The sequence below is a fragment of the Cobetia sp. MC34 genome, from assembly GCF_018340035.1.
GTDB classification, from domain to species: Bacteria; Pseudomonadota; Gammaproteobacteria; order Pseudomonadales; family Halomonadaceae; genus Cobetia; species Cobetia amphilecti.
This window is the reverse complement of record NZ_JADPPY010000009.1, coordinates 104,976-122,109: the sequence shown is the minus strand read 5'-3', so window position 1 is coordinate 122,109 and position 17,134 is coordinate 104,976. Positions and strand designations below refer to the sequence as shown.

The following is a 17,134-nucleotide window of genomic DNA, read 5'->3' as shown; positions in this document are numbered from 1 at the left end:
ACGGCCCAGACCACCATGTCCAGAGGTAATCGCCGCTTGCGCAATGTGGCCACGCCGGCTTCTTCAAGACAGCTGTCGATGAGTTCGGGAGAGAGCACCTCAGATAGACTGGAGAAATCCTCGGGTGCCGCCTTGGCAATGGCATCAATGGCGTCGCTGAAATGCATGAGACCTTCCCATAATAAGTGTACCTGGCACAGGAAGGTCTCATGATCAGCTTATGGAGAATAGGCTTAACTGACTGGCATTACGCTGATGAGCGCCCCTTTTTATTTCTAGATCACCAGCCCATTACCAGATCACCAGTCTATTACCAGATCACCAGTCTATGACCAGGTCACCAGTCTATGACCAGGTCACCAGTCTATGACCAGGTCACCAGATCACCCGACTTCCGAAACTGGCTTATATCGTCTGTCATGCCTGTCTGGATGTCGTGACTTTCTATATGTCATGACTGTCTATATGTCGTGATTATTCTGGCATCTAGCCGCCCCTGGCGAGTCAGCCTGCCAGAGGGGGCCGCATTACCAGCCGACGCTGGCCGACAGGGTGATTTCCATCGGGTCACCCACCAGCACGCGGGTATCGCCGCCGCTGCCGTAGTAGTAACCAGTATCGAACAGGTTCTTCGCATTCAGCTTGAATTCGGTGTCCGGGCCGAAGAAGTCATGACGCCAGCCGACGAAGGCATCTGCGACGGTATAGGCATCCATCGAGAAGCTGTTGTCGTCATCGCCTTCACGCTCGCCGACATAGCGCACGCCACCGCCGACACGCCACTCGCCGTAGGACGGATCGATCGCCAGATCATGTGCCAGATAGAGGCTGGCCGCGTTGAGCGCCGCATTCGGCAGACGATTGCCCTCGGTGCCTTCGGTATCCTCCAGCACTTCGGTATCGGTGTAGGCGTAGCTGAACAGCAAGGAAGTGCGGTCCGTCAGGGCCCCTTCGAGGCTGAATTCCAGGCCTTGCGAGCCGGCTTCACCGATGGTGCGAGTCACACCATTGTCAGTGACTGCGACGTTTTCCTTGCGGATCTGGTAGAGCGCCACGGAGGTCGCCAGACGCGGATTCCACTGACGCTTGTAGCCGATCTCGTAACCCTTGCCGAGCTCGGGGTCGAGGCTCTCGCCGCTGTCACTGTCGCTGCCGTTCGGCACGAAGGATTCGCTGTAGCTGATGTAGGCGGAGCTGGCATCGTCAATGCGATACAGCAGATTCGCGGAGGGCAGGAACAGGTCGTCGCTGTAATCGGGGTCAGACACGAAGTCCTCGCCCTGCCCGCTCTGCTGATCGAACCAGGTGTAGCGCCCGCCAAGGCCCAGAATCCACTTGTCTGTCAGATACCAGCGGTCGCTGACATAGACCCCGATGGCCTGGGTCTCGTCGAGACGATTGCTGCGTGAGGTGTTGATGTCGTCGGAGGTCACCTGGGCCAGCTGGCCGTGGTTCACGTCAGTGACGGTGGAGACCGTGACGGAATCGCCGAAATAGCGCTCATCCAGATAGTCGCGAGTGGTCTCGTAGTCCGCCCCGATGACCAGCTGGTGACGCTGGCCCGCGATCTCGACATCGCCCATGGCGTCCAGCGCCGTGTAGTGCTCGCTGCGATCATAGCCCTGGTTCTCTTCGGCGCGCACGGTCACATCGCCGCTGTCGCTGACGTCGGTGACATTGGCACGCGCGTCACTGTACTGGCGACGCGTCCAGCCGTAGGTCAGCTTCATGTCCCAGTTGTCGGTGACATCCTGCTTCCACCAGGCGTTGACGGACTCGTCATGGCCATAGACGCGGTTCCAGGATTCATCGAAACGCGTGCCACGCGTGACGTTGGCGGCGCTGCCGTTGTAGAAGACGGTGCCACGATCGAAATCCAGCTCGTAGTCCTGATACTCGTAGCTGATCTGGGCACTGCTGTGCTCACCCTCCCAACGCAGTGACGGGGCGATGGTGGTGCGACGGTCATTGCCGTATTCGCGCCAGGAGTCCTCATCCTCATGCGAGAGGATGAAGCGATAGGCCAGGCCGGTATCCTCGATGGGGCCGGTGGTGTCCAGGGTGGTATTGCCACCGCCGAAGGAGCTGACCTCGCCACTGATCTCGGTGTGCGTCTCGTACTGCGGGCGCTTGGTGACCATGTTGATCACGCCGCCGGGGTTCTGCTGGCCCTGGAAGAGCGATGACGGCCCCTTGAGCACCTCGACGCGGTCCACGGTCGCCGTGGTGTAGGTACGGCGCGGCTGACGGATGCCGTCGATCAGCATCGAGCCATCACTGTTGCTGCCGAAGCCTCGCTTGACGAAGCCGTCCTCGGTGCCCCCCAGGGTGTTGCCCAGCTGGATACCCGCGACCGGCTGCAGCGCCTCTTCCAGATCATCAAGATTGAAATCATGCATGACCTGCTGGGTCACGACATTGATGGTGCGCGCCTGCTCGAGGAAGTCCACCGATTGCTTGTTGGCCAGGCTCGAGGCCTCGGCGCGGTAGCTGCCCGGCGCCACTTCGCCTTCACGCTCTCCGGTTACCACAATCACCGAATTCGCGACCGGCGACTCGCTTGAGGTGGCACCCTCTGCCGCCAGCGAAGTGCCCGGCAATACCATCAGGGTGAAGATCAGGCAGGAGAAATGTCCCTTGTTCGTGCTTGCAGCGCTATCCCGAGAATGATTTGGCACCTGAAAACCCTTTGTACGCGATGCGACAGCGTCCTGCTGAACCACACCTTTCATCTGCTCGATGAGCAGAAAGTGGCCATGACTGACGCCCCCCGCGCCAGTAAATAAGTCGCGAATGCTAATCTTTATCAAATGCTACCGCAACGAAAAATGCGTGATTTTTCCGCGGAATGACCTGGGCTTTGCCTTATTTAACGCTCAGCAAACTTCTAATTGCGTAATTGTACTGACATCGAAGTGTCACACGCGCAATGCGCGACTTCAGAACATGGGAGCAATGACACAAGGCTTGGGAAACGCTGCATTGACATAGGGAGAATGGACGCTCTACCCTGCGTAGGTAGAATGAACACTCTCCCTCGTTGATTCGACCATGGCACCGACATGATTCAGCACGATATCGCCGCCCGCCTGGAGACGCTCTTCAGCCAGCGCGGCTTCGCAGAACCGAGTGTTGCCGAGCTCAAGGCAGCGTCAGACGTGAGTCTGCGCACCCTCTATCGCCACTTCCCCTCCAAGGAGAGCATGGTGATCGGTGCGCTTCAGCATCGCCACGAGCGCTATATGGCCTTCCTCGAAGAGGGAGTGCCCGCGGATGGCGCTGCGGCGCTCAGCCACCTCTACCAGCGGCTGGGCCACTGGATGGCGTTCGAGGCGCCCAATGGCTGCATGTCGGTCAATGCCCTGGCGGCCTTTCCCGATAACCCGCAGGTGCGCGAGGCAGTCGACCGCCACAAGCACGAGACTCTCGAGTGGCTCGGCCAACGCAGCCGCCGCCCAGACCTCGCCACCGAGCTGTTCCTGATCCATGAAGGCGCCTCTTCTGCTTGGCTGGTGCTAGGGGAGAAGGCCATCGAGGCCGCACTTTCCACCACAATGACCCTACTGGGAGCACCCCACCGATGAGCTCACTTGCCACAAGCAAAGACAGCATGCTCGGCGTCTACCTGACCGGGCATGGCGGCCCGGAAGTGCTGGAAGTGCGTGACGACATTCCTCGCCCGACTCCCGGCCCGCGTGACGTGCTGGTGCGGGTCGGCGCGGCTGGCGTCAACAATACCGACCTCAACACGCGGCTGGCCTGGTACTCCAAGGGCGATGGCGAGGCAGAGGATGCCAGCTGGTCCGGGCAGCCGATCCATTTCCCGCGCATCCAGGGGGCCGATATCTGCGGCGAGATCGTCGCGGTCGGCTCAGACGTCAGCCAGGCGCGCCTCGGCGAGCGTGTACTGATCGAGCCTTGCCTGAGGGAGCACGACGGCCAGACGCTGGAGTCCGCCTGGTATATCGGCGCCAAATGCGATGGCGGCTTTGCCGAATACACCCGGGTAGCAGCGCGCCATGCCCTGAGCGTCGAGAGCTCACTCAGCGATGTGGAACTCGCCTCCTTCCCCTGCTCCTACTCCACCGCCGAGAATATGCTGACCCGCGCACAGCTTGCCAAGGGCGAGCGCGTGTTGATCACCGGCGCCTCCGGTGGGGTCGGCTCCGCGGCCGTCCAGCTTGCCAAGGCCCGTGGTGCTCATGTGATTGCCGTGACCAGCGCGGCCAAGGCCGATGCCCTGCGCGATCTCGGAGCCGATGACATCGTGCTGCGCGATCAGCCTCTCGACGAGGCGCTCAACGGCCACAGTGTTGAGGTGGTCATCGATCTGGTGGGCGGCCCGCAATGGCCGCAACTGCTGGACATCCTGGGCTATAAGGGGCGCTACGCCGTCGCGGGCGCCATCGGTGGCGAGATGGTGGAACTCGACCTGCGCACGCTGTACCTGAAGGACTTGAGCTTCTTCGGCTGCACGGTGCTGGAGCCGGAGGTCTTCCCCAATCTCGTGCGCCATATCGAGCAAGGCAACATCAAGCCGCTGGTCGCTGACACCTTCGCGCTGGCCGAGATAGCCACCGCCCAGGAGGTCTTCCAGCAGAAAGGTCACGTGGGCAAGGTCGTGCTCAAGGTCCGTCAGGACTGAAAGCCCCCTGCCCGCGCGACCGGCCAGAACGCAAAAGGGCTACCCGATGGGTAGCCCTTGTTGTGACTGAACGCTGATTGCTCGGCAGTCATTACTCGACGGTCACTGCCAGACGATCTCTGTCTGACGAACGTGTCGCGATAATCAGTCGCTACGCTTGTCTTCGGTGTTGGTCTCGAAGTCGCTCGCCGAGTGGCGCTCGATCAGCTGCTCCTGCGGCTCTCCCCAGAAACGATTGACCATGCGACCCCGCTTGACCGCCGGGCGTTCGGCAATCGACTTGGCCCAGCGCTGCACGTGCGTGTAGTCCTGCACGGAGAGGAACTCGGCGGCGTCATAGAGCTTGCCTTCGACAAGTGCGCCATACCAGGCGTAGATGGCGATATCCGCGATGCTGTATTCGTCACCGGCGATGTAGGCATTGTCGGCCAGCTGACGATCCAGTACGTCCAGTTGACGCTTGGTCTCCATCGCGAAGCGATTGATCGGGTACTCGAGCTTCTCCGGGGCGTAGGCATAGAAGTGGCCAAAACCACCGCCCAGGTACGGCGCAGAGCCCATCTGCCAGAACAGCCAGTTCATGACTTCGACACGCTTGGCGGGGTCCTTGGGGATCAAGGCGCCGAACTTCTCGGCCAGATGCAGCAGGATGGAGCCGGATTCGAACACGCGAATCGGCGTCTCGCCGCTTCTGTCCATCAGCGCGGGGATCTTGGAATTGGGATTGATCGCAACGAAATCACTGCCGAACTGATCGCCTTCGCCGATACGGATCGGCCAGGCATCGTATTCGGCACCGCTATGCCCGAGCGCCAGCAGCTCCTCGAACATGATGGTGGCCTTCACGCCGTTGGGGGTCGCCATGGAGTAGAGCTGGAAGGGATGCTCGCCGACCGGCAGCTCCTTGTCATGCGTTGGGCCCGCGATCGGCCGATTGGTACTGGCGAACTTGCCGCCACTCTCGCTTTCCCATGTCCAGACCTTGGGTGGCTGATAACTGTCGCTCATACCCTTGACTCCTTGGCATCCTGTTGAAGCTTCAAGACTGACACTTCAAGACTTCGGTGGCGTCAGATACGTCGGCGTGGCGCCGCTCTGACTCGGTAGACAAGTTATGACGGTCAGGCGCTCGTGACACAAGGGGATGAAATGACAAGATTTTGTTGCTAGTATGCCACCAGTTTTTGGGGAGTAGCCCGCTCTCGTCACCCAACGAGAGTCTCGGATGTCAACATAGTCGGCAGGCATTGCCGTGGCACCGAGGACCCACCTATCCGATCATGCCCGTGATCAGTCAGGACGAGGTTCGGCGAGACCAATGACAGTCAGACGCTTCCGGCCGGTGGTGTCTCGCTGTTATTGACTCGTAACCGGCCTGGAAAACCTGACTCATGCCTTTGCTATCGACATTTCTACTCGCCTTCTCCATGTCCTGCGACGCCTTTGCTGCCGCCTTGTGCAAGGGAGCCGCCATACGTCGACCCTCTCTGAAAGACGCCCTGCGTATCGGCCTCATCTTCGGGGTCATCGAAGCCATCACGCCAGTGATCGGCTGGCTGATCGGCCGCTCACTGGCCGTCTATGTCGAACAGTGGGACCACTGGATCGCCTTCGCCCTGCTGCTGCTGCTCGGTTTGCACATGATTCATGAGGGGCTTTCCAAGGACGAGGAAGACGAGGACTGCACCACGCCACAGTCGTTACCTCGTCTGATGCTGACCGGCCTTTCTACCAGTATCGATGCCATGGCCGTGGGTGCCGGGCTTGCCTTTGCGGGCGTGAACATCGTCACCACTGCGCTGGCGATCGGTACCGCCACCTTCGTGATGGCTAGCGCCGGCGTGATGCTGGGCGGTGTGCTGGGCAAGATGGTCGGCAAGCGCGCGGAAATCATCGGTGGCCTGGTGCTGATCGGCATCGGCACGACCATCCTGCTGGATCACACCGGCTACCTGGGTTGATCCTCTGCTGAAAAGCGCCCCGAACGGCCCCGTGGCGGCCCCTGGCGATGAACGCACCCTCGCGTTGCGCCAGGGGCCCCCTTGAAACCCCTGACAATGGCGTCATTCAAGGGGGACACATGGCGCATCCTGTCGCTGGTCATTCAAGCCGCTTGATTTCTCAGATAGTGATATCCCGACACGTGATATCCGCCGCCTGATCAGCAGTGACATGAAAGCCAACGCCGTGATCTTCCAAAGGGAGCCAGATTGCATGTATACACGCAAGCTTCATCCAGGCAGTGAATTCCCGGCCATCCAGGTCAAACGCAGCGACGGTGAGGCACTGAACCTCGGCAAGCCCCAGGGCGAGCATGACTGGCAGCTGGTCGTGGTCTATCGCGGTAAGCATTGCCCGATCTGCACCAAGTTTCTCAACAAGCTTGAGAGCTATCGCGAGCGCTTCAGCGCCCAGGGCGTCGACCTGGTCGCCGTGTCTGCCGATGATGAGCAGCAGCTCACGCAGCATCGCGAGTCGCTGGAGGTCAACTTCCCGCTCGCGTATGGGCTGACCCTCGAACAGATGCAATTGCTGGGGCTGTTCATCTCGACGCCGCGCAGCGAAAAGGAAACCGATCACGACTTCCCGGAGCCTGCCTTCTTCATCGTCAATGGTGAAGGCAAGATCCAGATTCAGGAAATCGCCAACGCGCCCTTCGTGCGGCCTGATCTGGATACCCTCATCGGTGGCATCGAGTTCATCCGCAAGCCGGATAATGACTACCCGATTCGCGGCACCCGCGATTACGACTAAATCCCCCAGGGTTCATGTCGCCACACAGACGCCCCGCAGCCTTCATGCTGCGGGGCGTCTGTGTATCTGGTCCTGTTGCTTGCCACCTAGCCTTCACCCTGCGCTCTTTGTGCTTATGGCCTCTTTGCATGACGCCGCTGATAGGCGCTGAAAACAAGCCCTGTATAACCACGAAAAAAATGTGATCCCGTGACATCCAAACGAGAAAGGCCAGCGTTATGAACAGTGCAAGGGAGACAACGACACACCTGCAACCGCTAGCTGAACCTTACCTGTCTACGGAGTCGTCAAGATGAAAACAATCGCCTGTATCTCTGGTATTTTCGCAGCCCTCGCATTGAGCCCGCTGGCTCAGGCCATGGACGTTCCCGAAAGCGTCACGGTGCCAGAAGGCAATGAAGTCGCCATGGAAACCGTCGGTGTCGGCAAGATCAAATGGGCCTGCGAAGCCAAGGACGATGGCACCATGGGCTGGGTCTTCAAGGGTCCGGATGCTGCTCTGAATGATGCCGATGGCAAGCAGGTCGGCAAATACTATGGTCCGCCCGCCACCTGGGAATCCCTGGATGGCTCCAAGATCACCGGTACACAGCTGGCGGTAGAGCCCAACGGCAAGGGCAATATTCCGCTGCAGCTGGTCGAGGCCAATCCGGCCGAAGGTGAAGGCCATATGCAGGGCGTCACCTATGTACAGCGTCTCAATACCCAGGGCGGCGCCGCACCAGACATGGCCTGCGATGAAGCTCACAAGGACAAGGTCGAAATCGTGATGTACCAGGCTGATTACCTGTTCTACAAGGCCATGTAATCTCAAGCCTTGAATAAAATGGATTCACCACTCGATGTCGTGTGACAAAGCGCATTGACACAGGGAAGGTGCGATCATGAAAAGCCCTGACATGCGTGTGCATGTCGGGGCTTTGTCGTCATCAATCCTGGCTGGGAAATGATGATTCAGCATGGACCTCTTTAGCTACATGCTGACGATAACAGTGGTAATCAGGGAGGCCATCGCGAAGTCAGACAGCTTCCCATTTCTACGCAAAAGCCGTGAGACTGTTTCCCCACGGCGTGAGAAGATGCCTGATCCGACGAGTTGCCGTCAGACCAGTGACAGCATCGTATAGGGCGCTTCACAGGAGTGGCGCTCGTCGCGTTCATCCACGCTGCCCAGCTCATGGTTGCGATCATTGTCATAGACCACGAAGAGCCGTTCGCGATCCAGCACCGCAAGCCCTTCTGCCTTGTGCTCTAGCTCCAGCACGCGACCATCCTCATGCGTCACCAGCGTCGGGGGCTTGCCTGCGTGGAAGTCCGAAAGCGACAGCACCCACAGATAGCCCCCGATCACCTCTTCACTGCCCTGCTCGGTCTCGAAGCTGGTCACCAGATAGAGACGTGCGTGATAGGGATCATATTCCAGGCTCGAAAGACCACACTCGTGATTCACGCCCTCATACTCGGCGGGGTCAAAGGCATAGACGTCGTGAAGGTCCTCGATGAACTCGATATTGTCGCTGTCGGTCATGGCATAGCGCGCCCCGATGACGCGTCGCACGTACGCGAAGTCATCATGCGAGTTGCCTTGTTCGCGCACCCCGAACAGGATCAGCCCATCGCCCTTGTCACTCGGGACGACCGCCAGGCCTTCGATCTTGTAGTACGGCTGGCCAATGGCCGCTTCCAGCTTCTGACGGAATTCCAGTGAGCCCTCGACCCCGTCACGCGGGTCCGGGTCGACCACCTGCACCTCGTCCGGCTCGCCCAGCGGCCAGATCAACAGGTGGTTGTAGGCATTCAGGGCATGACTCTCGCTGTCGATACGATCAAACCCCGTAGTCGCCAACATGTGACGGCCATCGGTGGTCAGCGCGAAGTCTTCATATTTGACCGCCTGACGGATCAACGGCGTGGTCAGATACTCAAGCTGACTGTCATCCGGTCCGCGAGAATCCAGCGGCAAGGAAAAGACCGCCGAGCGCCCCTCGCCCGGAATCGGCTTGTCACTCGCCATCAACAGACGCTCGCCGTCATAGGCCACGGCGGAAATCTCGGCGTTCACCAGCTTGCCATCCTCATCCTTCAAGCCGGCCGGGAAACAATGGATCGTGCCCTGTTGCGTGATACGTACCTTCGCCATGCATGGCTCCTTGTAATGAAACGTCATGACAGTGGGACAGGCCATGCGGGATTGAGTTCGTACTAACCACTTGAAGACCTTGAACCACAATCACCATCAGTGCAGCACATTGCGAATGAAGCGAAGCAACCCGGTGCCAGTGTTGTGGTAGCGGTAGGCCTGATCACTGGGATAGACATGGAAATCCCCAGCCTGAATGACGATTTCCTCACGTTCCAGCGTGAGGGTCAGCTCGCCTTGCGTGACCACCAGCATCTCGTGCCAGCCGGCATCATCGGGCGCGGAGTCATAGTGCTCGCCGGGGGCTAGGGTCCAGTCCCATAACTCGACTTCCTGGGTCGCCGGCTTGCTGGCCAGCAGCACGGCGCGACTTTCGGGTACCTGTCCGACCCACGCCACCTCATTGATGCGTGCCGAGTCTTCGCTTTCCGGGGGCTGCACCAGCGCGTAGAAGAGCACCCCTAGCGCCTCGGCGAGCTTGTCAAGCATGCCGAGGCTGACATTGACGTCGCCCTTCTCGATGTTCACCAGCATGCGGCGACTGATTTCGGCCTGATCCGCGAGTGCCTGCTGACTCAGCTCGGCGGCCAGGCGCAGACGGCGAACATTGGCCGCGACATGGACCAGAACATCGGGTCGATCTTTACTGTTGTGCAATATAGTGCGCATCCGTACAATCCCGCTGACGATGAGGGAAGCCGGCATCCCACTGGCCTCAAGCTCCCTTCCCTTGCTACCTCAATGTCCCTGAATCATGCCGCATGTGTTCTTGACTGACCATGCCCGTCATCCACTGGATCGCTCAAGGAGACTTCAATGTCCGTTGCCGTCGCCGCCTCCTCTTCTCGTCTGTGGCCCGTCGCCATGCTGCTGGTCGCCATGTGCTCGATCCAGAGCGGTGCTTCGCTGGCCACTTCCCTGTTCCCGATGATCGGCGCGGCAGGCGCGACGGCGATTCGTCTGATCATCGCCTCGATTCTGCTGCTGGCCATTCTGCGTCCGTGGCGCAAGCCGGTGACGCGCAAGGCCTGGAAGTCCATCAGCATCTACGGCGTGGCGCTGGGCGTGATGAACCTGCTGTTCTACCAGGCCCTCAAGACAGTACCGCTGGGCATCGCCGTGGCACTGGAATTCACCGGCCCGCTGGCCGTAGCGCTGCTGAGCTCGCGCCGCTGGATCGACCTCGGCTGGGTGGCACTGGCGATCACCGGGCTGGTACTGCTGCTGTTGCTGGGTGAGGATACCGCCGCGCCGATCGACCCCGTCGGTGCCGCCTTCGCCCTCGGCGCAGGCCTCTGCTGGGCGCTGTATATCCTGTTCGGCCAGAAGGCCGGCGCAGGCAATGGCACCCAGAGCGCGGCGCTGGGTATCACGATCGCGGCGGTGGTCGTCGCGCCCGTCGGGCTGATGGAGGCTGGCAGCGCCATGTTTTCGGTCGATATCCTGCCGTTGGCACTGGCCGTCGCGGTGCTCTCGACCGCGCTGCCCTACACCCTCGAGATGGTGGCCTTGCCGCGCCTGCCGACCCACACCTTCGGCACCCTGATGAGCCTGGAACCCGCCATCGGGGCGCTCTCCGGCCTGTTGTTCCTCGGTCAGACGCTGGGCATCTTCCAGTGGCTCGCCATCGGTCTGGTCATCGCCGCCTCGGTGGGCACGACGCTGACCGGTCGCAGCAAGGAAGTCTTCGATGGGCCGGTGCCGGATTGAGGATGGCGCTGCCGCCCGCAGCTGAGCCGTTCAGATGTTCCGTTCAGCTGAACCGTGCAGACGTACCTCTCGGCTGAACCGTTCAGGTGCACCTTTCAGGAAGAACGGGACGGTGAATCAGGACGCAGCGTGGGATATCGTGTCTTTCTCTATCACGCTTTTCGAGACAGGAGACCGCCAGATGACATCGCCACGTTCCGTGTCTTCCTCACCCTCCGCTGCGCGCTCCACCGCCCAGATGGTGGTGTGGTTCGGGTTGAGCTTCCTCACTGCCGCCATCGGTGCGCTGGCCTCGGTTGACGCGAAGACCTTCTATGCAAGCCTCACCCAACCGGCCTGGGCCCCGCCGGCGGGCGCCTTCGGGCCGGTGTGGACGGCGCTGTTCGTGATGATGGCGCTCGCCGCCTGGCGTGTCGCGCGCGATGGCTTGCATGCCAGCAATGGCTTCCGTCCGCGCCATCGTCTGGCGCTTGGGCTGTTCGTGGTGCAGCTGGTCGTCAACGGCCTGTGGAGCTGGCTGTTCTTCGCCTGGCATCTCGGTCAGGCGGCGTTCATCGACGTACTGGTGCTGTGGGCGCTGATCGCCGTCACCCTGATCGCCTTCTGGCGTATCAGTCGCCTGGCCGGGCTGTTGATGCTGCCCTATCTGGCGTGGGTGACGCTGGCCAGTGCGCTGACCTGGTCCGTCTGGCAAGCCAATCCGGCCCTGCTGGGCGGGTGAACCGTCAGCGATCGACCCGAGGCCAGACCATACCCCGCAGACACCAAACGCCAACGCCCGGCCGAGACTCGCATGAGTCTCGGCCGGGCGTTGGCGTATCAAGCGTCGTCTTGCTGGTGCGATTCTTGCTGTTGCGATGATGCCTTGCGGTCCTCTGGTGCCGCCGTGCGGGCCTGGTGAGCGATCAGATCTCCTGACGCGCCTTCAAGCGACCTTCCTCTACTACCAGCACGCGATCCGCGACCTTGCGCAGCAGTGCCGCATCATGACTGACCAGCACCAGCGCCGTGCCCTGCTCGCGCACCATCTTCACCATGCAGGCGATCACCTCCTGCTGGACCAGCGGGTCGAGGCGTGAGGTCGGCTCATCGGCGAACACGAAGCGCGGCTTGATCAGCATCAGACGCAACAGCGCGAAACGCTGCAGCTCGCCACCCGAGACCTGTCCCGGCAGACGCGAGAGCAATTCCGGCGCCAGGCTCAGTTGCTCCATCAGCTGCGGCAGCTGGCTGTCGTCGAGACCATGGCGTGCGCTGAGATCCTTCAACAGCCGCCCCAGTGTCCGGCGTGGCGGGAAGGTCGCCACGGGGTCCTGGTAGAGCTTCTGATATTCCAGGCGTTCGGCATGCTGGACCACGCGTCCTGAATGCGGTGGCAACAGGCCGAGCAGTGCATCGCCCAGCGATGACTTGCCACAGCCTGAAGCGCCCTGGACGCCGATGATCTCACCGCCCTTCACGCTGAGTTCCACGTCACGCAGCAATGTGGTGTCCCCGCGCGCGATGGTCAGATTCTCGGCGCGGATGATGGTCTCGCCTGCCGCCTTGCCATCACGGCTTTCACTGTCGGCTGCCGGCTTGAAGGCGGCCTCCGGCCAGGCCTGCGGCGCGGCATTCACCAGGCGTCGGGTATAGGCATGTGTCGGCGCGGCCAGCACGTCACGCGTAGCGCCCTGCTCGATCACCTGCCCCCTGCGTACCACCATCAGCCGGCCACCGATCTGGTGCGCCAGCGCCATGTCATGGGTGATGACCATCAAACCAGCACGCGGTGTCTCGGCCAATGACTTGAGCAGCAGCTCGCCGATCTCGCTGACGCGGGCGGCGTCCAGCCCCTTGGTCGGCTCGTCGGCGATCAACAGCGGTGCGCCGCCGGCGCGGGCGGCCGCAAAGGCCACACGTTGCGCCATGCCACCGGACAGCTTGCCCGGCAGCTGCTCGCTGGCCGCGGCGACACCCAACTGCTCCAGATCACTGCGCGCGGCCGCGTGGGAGGCCTGTGCCGAACGCCCCGCGACCAGTCGATATGCCTCACCGACCTGACGAATCACCTTCATCAACGGGTCCAGCGCCAGCCAGGGCTCCTGGGGCAATACCGCCAGGCGGCGACCCCAGAGCGGGCGACGATTCTCTGGCGTATGCAGAGGATATGGCTCGCCGTCGAGCCACAGGCTGCCGGAGGCCACAAGCTCCGGAGGCAGCGTGCCCAGCAGTGCCTGAGCCAGCAGACTCTTGCCGGACCCCGTCTCACCGATCACCACCAGCGGCTCTCCCGCCTTGAGCGCAAGCGAGACAGGCTCCAGCAGCGCCGTCTGCGCGCCCTGGACCCGCACGCTCACATCCTCGGCACTTAGCACCACATCATCCGCCGTTGCCCCATCCCGCGTGTGAGAGGCTGGCGTGGTCATTGTCGCGACATTCATGGGCGCGCTCCTTCGAGGGTGTCCGCGGCGGTTGACGTTCTGGCCTTGCTGCCGGACATCAGCAACAGCCCCAGCAACAGCAGGAAGGTAACCAGCACCGGCGTCAGCAGCGCGAATGGCGCTTCACGCCAGTACGGCAACAGCTCGACCATCATGGTGCCCAGCTCCGGCGTGGGCTCCGGAATGCCGACATGCACGAAGCCCAGCGCGGCAATCGCCATCAGGGCGTTGGCCATGCCGAAGGCCATCGCCGTCATCATCACGGGTGCCATTTCCGGCCACAGGTGATGACGAAACCGGTACCAGGCCCCGAAGCCCAGCAGACGGCTGGCCTCCACACCGGGACTCGCCAGCACGCTGCGACCGGTGGCGCGAGCCAGGCGGAAGAATTCCACCCACAGCACCAGCGACAGACCCAACCACAATGCCAGCGGCGTCGACGGCAGGATGACGCTGACCATCAGCACCAGCAGCAGCCCCGGCAATGCCAGCAGGCTGTCTGCCACCAGGCTCAACAGGCGCTCGGCCCAACCACCGCGTCCCGCGGCCAGCAGGCCCAGCGAAATGCCCGAAAAAGCCGCCAGAATCACCGCCCCCGCGGCAATGGAAAGCGACAGCCCGAGCGCCGCCACCAGGCGGTGATAAAGGGAGCGCCCAAGGTGGTCATAGCCCAGCGGGGCGCTGGTGATCACCTCGCCGGCGTCAGAGACACCGACGGCATCCGCGCCCTGCAGTGCACGATAGAGATGCTGCTCCAGCGGGTCTCCCGGTATCACCAGATTGCCCAGCAAGGCCAGCAGCACCAGACTGGCGACCATCGCGGCCCCGATCACCCGGCGCAACGGCCAGTCAAGACGTGGACGACGCACGGCTTCCACGCGCTGCGGCGCAAGCCCTTCCACCACCTGATTCATTTCACACCCCGTGGGTCCAGTTGGCGACCCAGCAGATCGACCAGCAGATTGATCAAGACAAAGCCGACGCCCAGCACCAGGGCGGTGCCCTGCACCATCGGCACATCGCGCGAGAAGATGGCGTGCACCAGCGCATGGCCGATGCCCGGCCAGCCGAAGATGCTCTCGATCACCACCACACCTTCCACCAGGGTCACGAACTGCAGTCCCAGATAGGTCACCAGCGGCAAGGCCACATGGCGCAGGCCGTGACGCCAGAAGGTCTGGGCGTTGCTGAGGCCCTTCCAGCGCGCGAAATCATGAAAGGCCGTCTGGGTGACGGCGGCCATGGCATCACGTGCCAGGCGTGCCGATACCGCTGCCAGCCCGAGCGCCAGCGTCATCGCCGGCAGAATGAAGTGCTGCGGCTCACCGTGACCGGCGGCCGGCAGCAGGCCCATCTCCACCGAGATCAGCAGGATCAGCACCAGCGCCAGCAGGAACTGCGGCGTGGCACGCAGCAGACTGCAGACGGCCAGCAGGCTACGGTCCAGCCAGCCACCGGCACGCAGACCGGCCAGCAGCCCCAGCGGCGGGCCGATCAGCAGCGAGATGCCCAGCGCCGCGCCGGCGAGCGACAGGGAGTTGCCCAGCTGATGACGAATCTCCACCCACACCGATTCACCGGAAATCAGCGAGGTGCCAAGCTCCAGGCGCAGGATATCGCCCAGCCAGTAAAGGAAGTGCAAGCCGCCCTGTGCCTCGAGGCCCAGTTCGGCGCGTACCGAGGCCGCAGCGGCCGCATCCAACGCATCATAGCCATAGCGGCCGGCCGCGATACGCCAGGCGGCATCGCCGGGCAGACTCTGCATCATCAGATAGCTGGCGCCGCCGACCATCAGCACCACCATCAATAGCTGCAACAGACGTGAAGGGAGATTCATTGTGCCCACCGCAATTCTGAAAGGCCGAAACTACGCTCCCAGGGATCTACCTGAGCGCTTTGCAGTCGATTGGAGATCGCCAGGTTCTGGTAGTACCAGGCGATGGGGATCACGGGCAGCGCCCGCTGGATCACGCCGCTGGCCTGGGCGCGCGGGTCCTGCCCTGCCGGCGTGGGCCCATAGCCCTCGCGTGCCATGCGCTCAAGCTCGGCGGTGAAGTCCGCATCGAACCAGCCCATCGCGCCCCAGTCGCCACCAGGGGCCTCGGGGGTTCCCGCGTAATCGCTCAGCACGTTGCCGATGGGGTCCGGCACCATGGCCAGATTGCGCGCGAACAGCGCCATGTCGAGACTGCCGTCGTGGTGGCCGGCCGGAATCGCCGAGAAGTTGGTGATATCCAGACGCGTCTGGATGCCGATGGCGTGGAACTGGCGCTCCAGCACCGTGGCGACCAGCGGCAGCTCCGGGCGGTCCGAGAAGGTGATCAGGCTGATCGCGAGACGCTGGCCATCCTTGTGGCGGATGCCATCCTCCGCGACCTTCCAACCTGCGGCGTCCAGCAATGCACGCGCCTTGGCGACATCCTGATGCAGCTCGGGCAGTGCGGGGTCATGCCAGCCTTCCACCATCGGCGGGAACAGCTGGCTGGCGCCACGCGGATAGCGCAGCACGACCTGCGCGATGGCGGTGCGATCGATCGCCAGACTCAATGCACGCCGTACAGCGGGGTCCTGAAAGGCCGGATGATTGGCGTTGACCTTCAACAGCATCGTGCGCGGCGTCGCGGCCGCTGCCAGAGTCACACGCGGCGACTGGGAGAGACGCTGGCGACTGGCGGGGTCCAGCCCATAGGTGAAGTCGGCATCTCCGCTCTCGGCGATCAATGCCCTGCCCTCGGCGCGGCTCACCGCCTGATAGCGCGCCTGGCGCACCTCGGGCTGCGGGCCCCAGTAGTCCTCGAAGGCGGTGACTTCCAGGCTCAAGGGCGGCGTCATGCGCAGCATGCGATAGGGGCCGGTGCCGATGACCTGCTGGGCGGTGCCCGTCTCATCGAAGGCTGCCGGCGCGAGTATCTGCTGGCGATAATCGGCCAGATAGGCGGGCAATGCGGCGAAGGGCTCGCTGAGGGCAATCACCAGCGTCTGGGCATCTTCGGCGACGATCCGCTCGACCGGCACCGACTTCAACAGACCCGGCTTGGCACTTGCGATCTCGAGCACCTGACGCGCCACCTCGGCATCCAGCTGGCTGCCATCATGGAACTGTACGCCGGAGCGGAGCGTGAAGCGCCACTCCAGGCCGTCATCCGAGACCTCCCAATCGGTCGCCAATCCCGGCTGCAGCTCTCCCGTGGCATCCACCTCGACCAGTGTCTCGACGATCTGCATGCGCTGGAAAAGAATGCCGCTGAGCAGCGGGTCCGCCCCCTTAATGTCGAAGGGCGCGACAATCTCCAGACGTCGTGTGTCAGCCGCCGACGCTTGCGCCGCTGAGGCATCTTGCGCATGGCTGGGCTGCACCACGGCCAGGCTCAGCGCGACGCTGGCGACGGCCAGCTGCCTGCGATCGTGAAGGAAGGTTCGGTATTGCCACCGAAGCCTTGAGAGCAATTTGACCATCGATAT

General features: G+C 62.3%; 16 protein-coding genes. 7 read left to right on the top strand and 9 right to left on the bottom strand.

The features are described from left to right. Window positions 1-167: transposase domain-containing protein (locus IZU87_RS17880; RefSeq protein ID WP_213114151.1), on the bottom strand; the 167-nt coding region annotated here is incomplete at its 3' end. A gap of 360 nt (window positions 168-527) precedes the next feature. Then, window positions 528-2,678 (bottom strand): TonB-dependent siderophore receptor, encoded by a 2,151-nt coding sequence (locus IZU87_RS07270; protein ID WP_349305166.1) that lies wholly within the window; start codon window positions 2,676-2,678, stop codon window positions 528-530. 384 nt (window positions 2,679-3,062) lie between these two features. Between IZU87_RS07270 and IZU87_RS07265 the strand changes: the two genes are divergently transcribed. Continuing rightward, window positions 3,063-3,584: a TetR/AcrR family transcriptional regulator gene (locus IZU87_RS07265; protein WP_213114140.1), complete on the top strand. Its 522-nt coding sequence runs from the start codon at window positions 3,063-3,065 to the stop codon at window positions 3,582-3,584. Further along, the gene (locus IZU87_RS07260; RefSeq protein ID WP_213114139.1) at window positions 3,581-4,645 is read left to right on the top strand and encodes an alcohol dehydrogenase family protein; all 1,065 of its coding nucleotides are present in this window, start codon (window positions 3,581-3,583) and stop codon (window positions 4,643-4,645) included. The genes IZU87_RS07265 and IZU87_RS07260 overlap by 4 nt, the downstream gene beginning before the upstream one ends. 144 nt (window positions 4,646-4,789) lie before the next feature. Here IZU87_RS07260 and yghU read toward each other — a convergent pair whose 3' ends face one another. Beyond that, the gene (yghU, locus tag IZU87_RS07255; RefSeq protein ID WP_153635652.1) at window positions 4,790-5,653 is read right to left on the bottom strand and encodes a glutathione-dependent disulfide-bond oxidoreductase; all 864 of its coding nucleotides are present in this window, start codon (window positions 5,651-5,653) and stop codon (window positions 4,790-4,792) included. Window positions 5,654-6,036: 383 nt separating this feature from the next. Here yghU and IZU87_RS07250 point away from each other — a divergent pair, with 383 nt between their 5' ends. From IZU87_RS07250 to IZU87_RS07240, 3 genes are all read left to right on the top strand, one after another. Next, window positions 6,037-6,606 carry a manganese efflux pump MntP gene (locus IZU87_RS07250; RefSeq protein WP_213114138.1) on the top strand — a complete coding sequence of 190 codons (570 nt, stop codon included), beginning with the start codon at window positions 6,037-6,039 and terminating at the stop codon, window positions 6,604-6,606. A 253-nt stretch (window positions 6,607-6,859) separates the two neighbouring features. Next, window positions 6,860-7,399: a redoxin domain-containing protein gene (locus tag IZU87_RS07245; RefSeq protein ID WP_213114137.1), complete on the top strand. Its 540-nt coding sequence runs from the start codon at window positions 6,860-6,862 to the stop codon at window positions 7,397-7,399. Window positions 7,400-7,757: 358 nt separating this feature from the next. After that, window positions 7,758-8,207: a DUF3455 domain-containing protein gene (locus tag IZU87_RS07240; RefSeq protein ID WP_249330481.1), complete on the top strand. Its 450-nt coding sequence runs from the start codon at window positions 7,758-7,760 to the stop codon at window positions 8,205-8,207. Between the two features lie 294 nt (window positions 8,208-8,501). Here IZU87_RS07240 and IZU87_RS07235 read toward each other — a convergent pair whose 3' ends face one another. Together IZU87_RS07235 and IZU87_RS07230 are read right to left on the bottom strand one after the other, a co-directional pair. Next, window positions 8,502-9,539, bottom strand: coding sequence for a hypothetical protein (locus IZU87_RS07235; RefSeq protein WP_213114135.1), 1,038 nt, complete (start codon window positions 9,537-9,539; stop codon window positions 8,502-8,504). A 96-nt stretch (window positions 9,540-9,635) separates the two neighbouring features. Further along, the gene (locus IZU87_RS07230; protein ID WP_213114134.1) at window positions 9,636-10,208 is read right to left on the bottom strand and encodes a helix-turn-helix domain-containing protein; all 573 of its coding nucleotides are present in this window, start codon (window positions 10,206-10,208) and stop codon (window positions 9,636-9,638) included. A 147-nt stretch (window positions 10,209-10,355) separates the two neighbouring features. Between IZU87_RS07230 and rhtA the strand changes: the two genes are divergently transcribed. Both rhtA and IZU87_RS07220 read left to right on the top strand, forming a co-directional pair. Continuing rightward, window positions 10,356-11,249, top strand: a complete 894-nt coding sequence (rhtA, locus tag IZU87_RS07225) for a threonine/homoserine exporter RhtA (protein ID WP_213114133.1) — start codon at window positions 10,356-10,358, stop codon at window positions 11,247-11,249. A 181-nt stretch (window positions 11,250-11,430) separates the two neighbouring features. After that, window positions 11,431-11,970: a TspO/MBR family protein gene (locus tag IZU87_RS07220; protein ID WP_249330480.1), complete on the top strand. Its 540-nt coding sequence runs from the start codon at window positions 11,431-11,433 to the stop codon at window positions 11,968-11,970. A gap of 184 nt (window positions 11,971-12,154) precedes the next feature. Here IZU87_RS07220 and IZU87_RS07215 read toward each other — a convergent pair whose 3' ends face one another. From IZU87_RS07215 to IZU87_RS07200, 4 genes are read right to left on the bottom strand one after another with little or no spacing between them, the layout of a single operon-like run. Further along, entirely contained in the window at window positions 12,155-13,672 is a 1,518-nt protein-coding gene (locus tag IZU87_RS07215; protein WP_249330479.1) for an ABC transporter ATP-binding protein, read from the bottom strand. Beyond that, window positions 13,669-14,586 carry an ABC transporter permease gene (locus IZU87_RS07210; protein ID WP_197738734.1) on the bottom strand — a complete coding sequence of 306 codons (918 nt, stop codon included), beginning with the start codon at window positions 14,584-14,586 and terminating at the stop codon, window positions 13,669-13,671. The genes IZU87_RS07215 and IZU87_RS07210 overlap by 4 nt, the downstream gene beginning before the upstream one ends. Continuing rightward, window positions 14,583-15,509, bottom strand: coding sequence for an ABC transporter permease (locus IZU87_RS07205; protein ID WP_054556011.1), 927 nt, complete (start codon window positions 15,507-15,509; stop codon window positions 14,583-14,585). The genes IZU87_RS07210 and IZU87_RS07205 overlap by 4 nt, the downstream gene beginning before the upstream one ends. Continuing rightward, a complete protein-coding gene (locus IZU87_RS07200) occupies window positions 15,506-17,128 on the bottom strand; it encodes an ABC transporter substrate-binding protein (protein ID WP_213114132.1) in 1,623 nt (540 codons plus the stop codon). Before IZU87_RS07200 ends, IZU87_RS07205 begins: the two co-directional genes overlap by 4 nt. Window positions 17,129-17,134 lie beyond the last annotated feature (6 nt).

Coding starts and splice junctions, on each gene's coding strand:
- IZU87_RS07265 (WP_213114140.1), top strand. CDS start 3,063: ATGATTCAGCACGATATCGCCGCCCGCCTGGAGACGCTCTTCAGCCAG.
- IZU87_RS07260 (WP_213114139.1), top strand. CDS start 3,581: ATGAGCTCACTTGCCACAAGCAAAGACAGCATGCTCGGCGTCTACCTG.
- yghU (WP_153635652.1), bottom strand. CDS start 5,653: ATGAGCGACAGTTATCAGCCACCCAAGGTCTGGACATGGGAAAGCGAG.
- IZU87_RS07250 (WP_213114138.1), top strand. CDS start 6,037: ATGCCTTTGCTATCGACATTTCTACTCGCCTTCTCCATGTCCTGCGAC.
- IZU87_RS07245 (WP_213114137.1), top strand. CDS start 6,860: ATGTATACACGCAAGCTTCATCCAGGCAGTGAATTCCCGGCCATCCAG.
- IZU87_RS07240 (WP_249330481.1), top strand. CDS start 7,758: ATGGACGTTCCCGAAAGCGTCACGGTGCCAGAAGGCAATGAAGTCGCC.
- IZU87_RS07235 (WP_213114135.1), bottom strand. CDS start 9,539: ATGGCGAAGGTACGTATCACGCAACAGGGCACGATCCATTGTTTCCCG.
- IZU87_RS07230 (WP_213114134.1), bottom strand. CDS start 10,208: ATGCGCACTATATTGCACAACAGTAAAGATCGACCCGATGTTCTGGTC.
- rhtA (WP_213114133.1), top strand. CDS start 10,356: ATGTCCGTTGCCGTCGCCGCCTCCTCTTCTCGTCTGTGGCCCGTCGCC.
- IZU87_RS07220 (WP_249330480.1), top strand. CDS start 11,431: ATGACATCGCCACGTTCCGTGTCTTCCTCACCCTCCGCTGCGCGCTCC.
- IZU87_RS07215 (WP_249330479.1), bottom strand. CDS start 13,672: ATGAATGTCGCGACAATGACCACGCCAGCCTCTCACACGCGGGATGGG.
- IZU87_RS07210 (WP_197738734.1), bottom strand. CDS start 14,586: ATGAATCAGGTGGTGGAAGGGCTTGCGCCGCAGCGCGTGGAAGCCGTG.
- IZU87_RS07205 (WP_054556011.1), bottom strand. CDS start 15,509: ATGAATCTCCCTTCACGTCTGTTGCAGCTATTGATGGTGGTGCTGATG.
- IZU87_RS07200 (WP_213114132.1), bottom strand. CDS start 17,128: ATGGTCAAATTGCTCTCAAGGCTTCGGTGGCAATACCGAACCTTCCTT.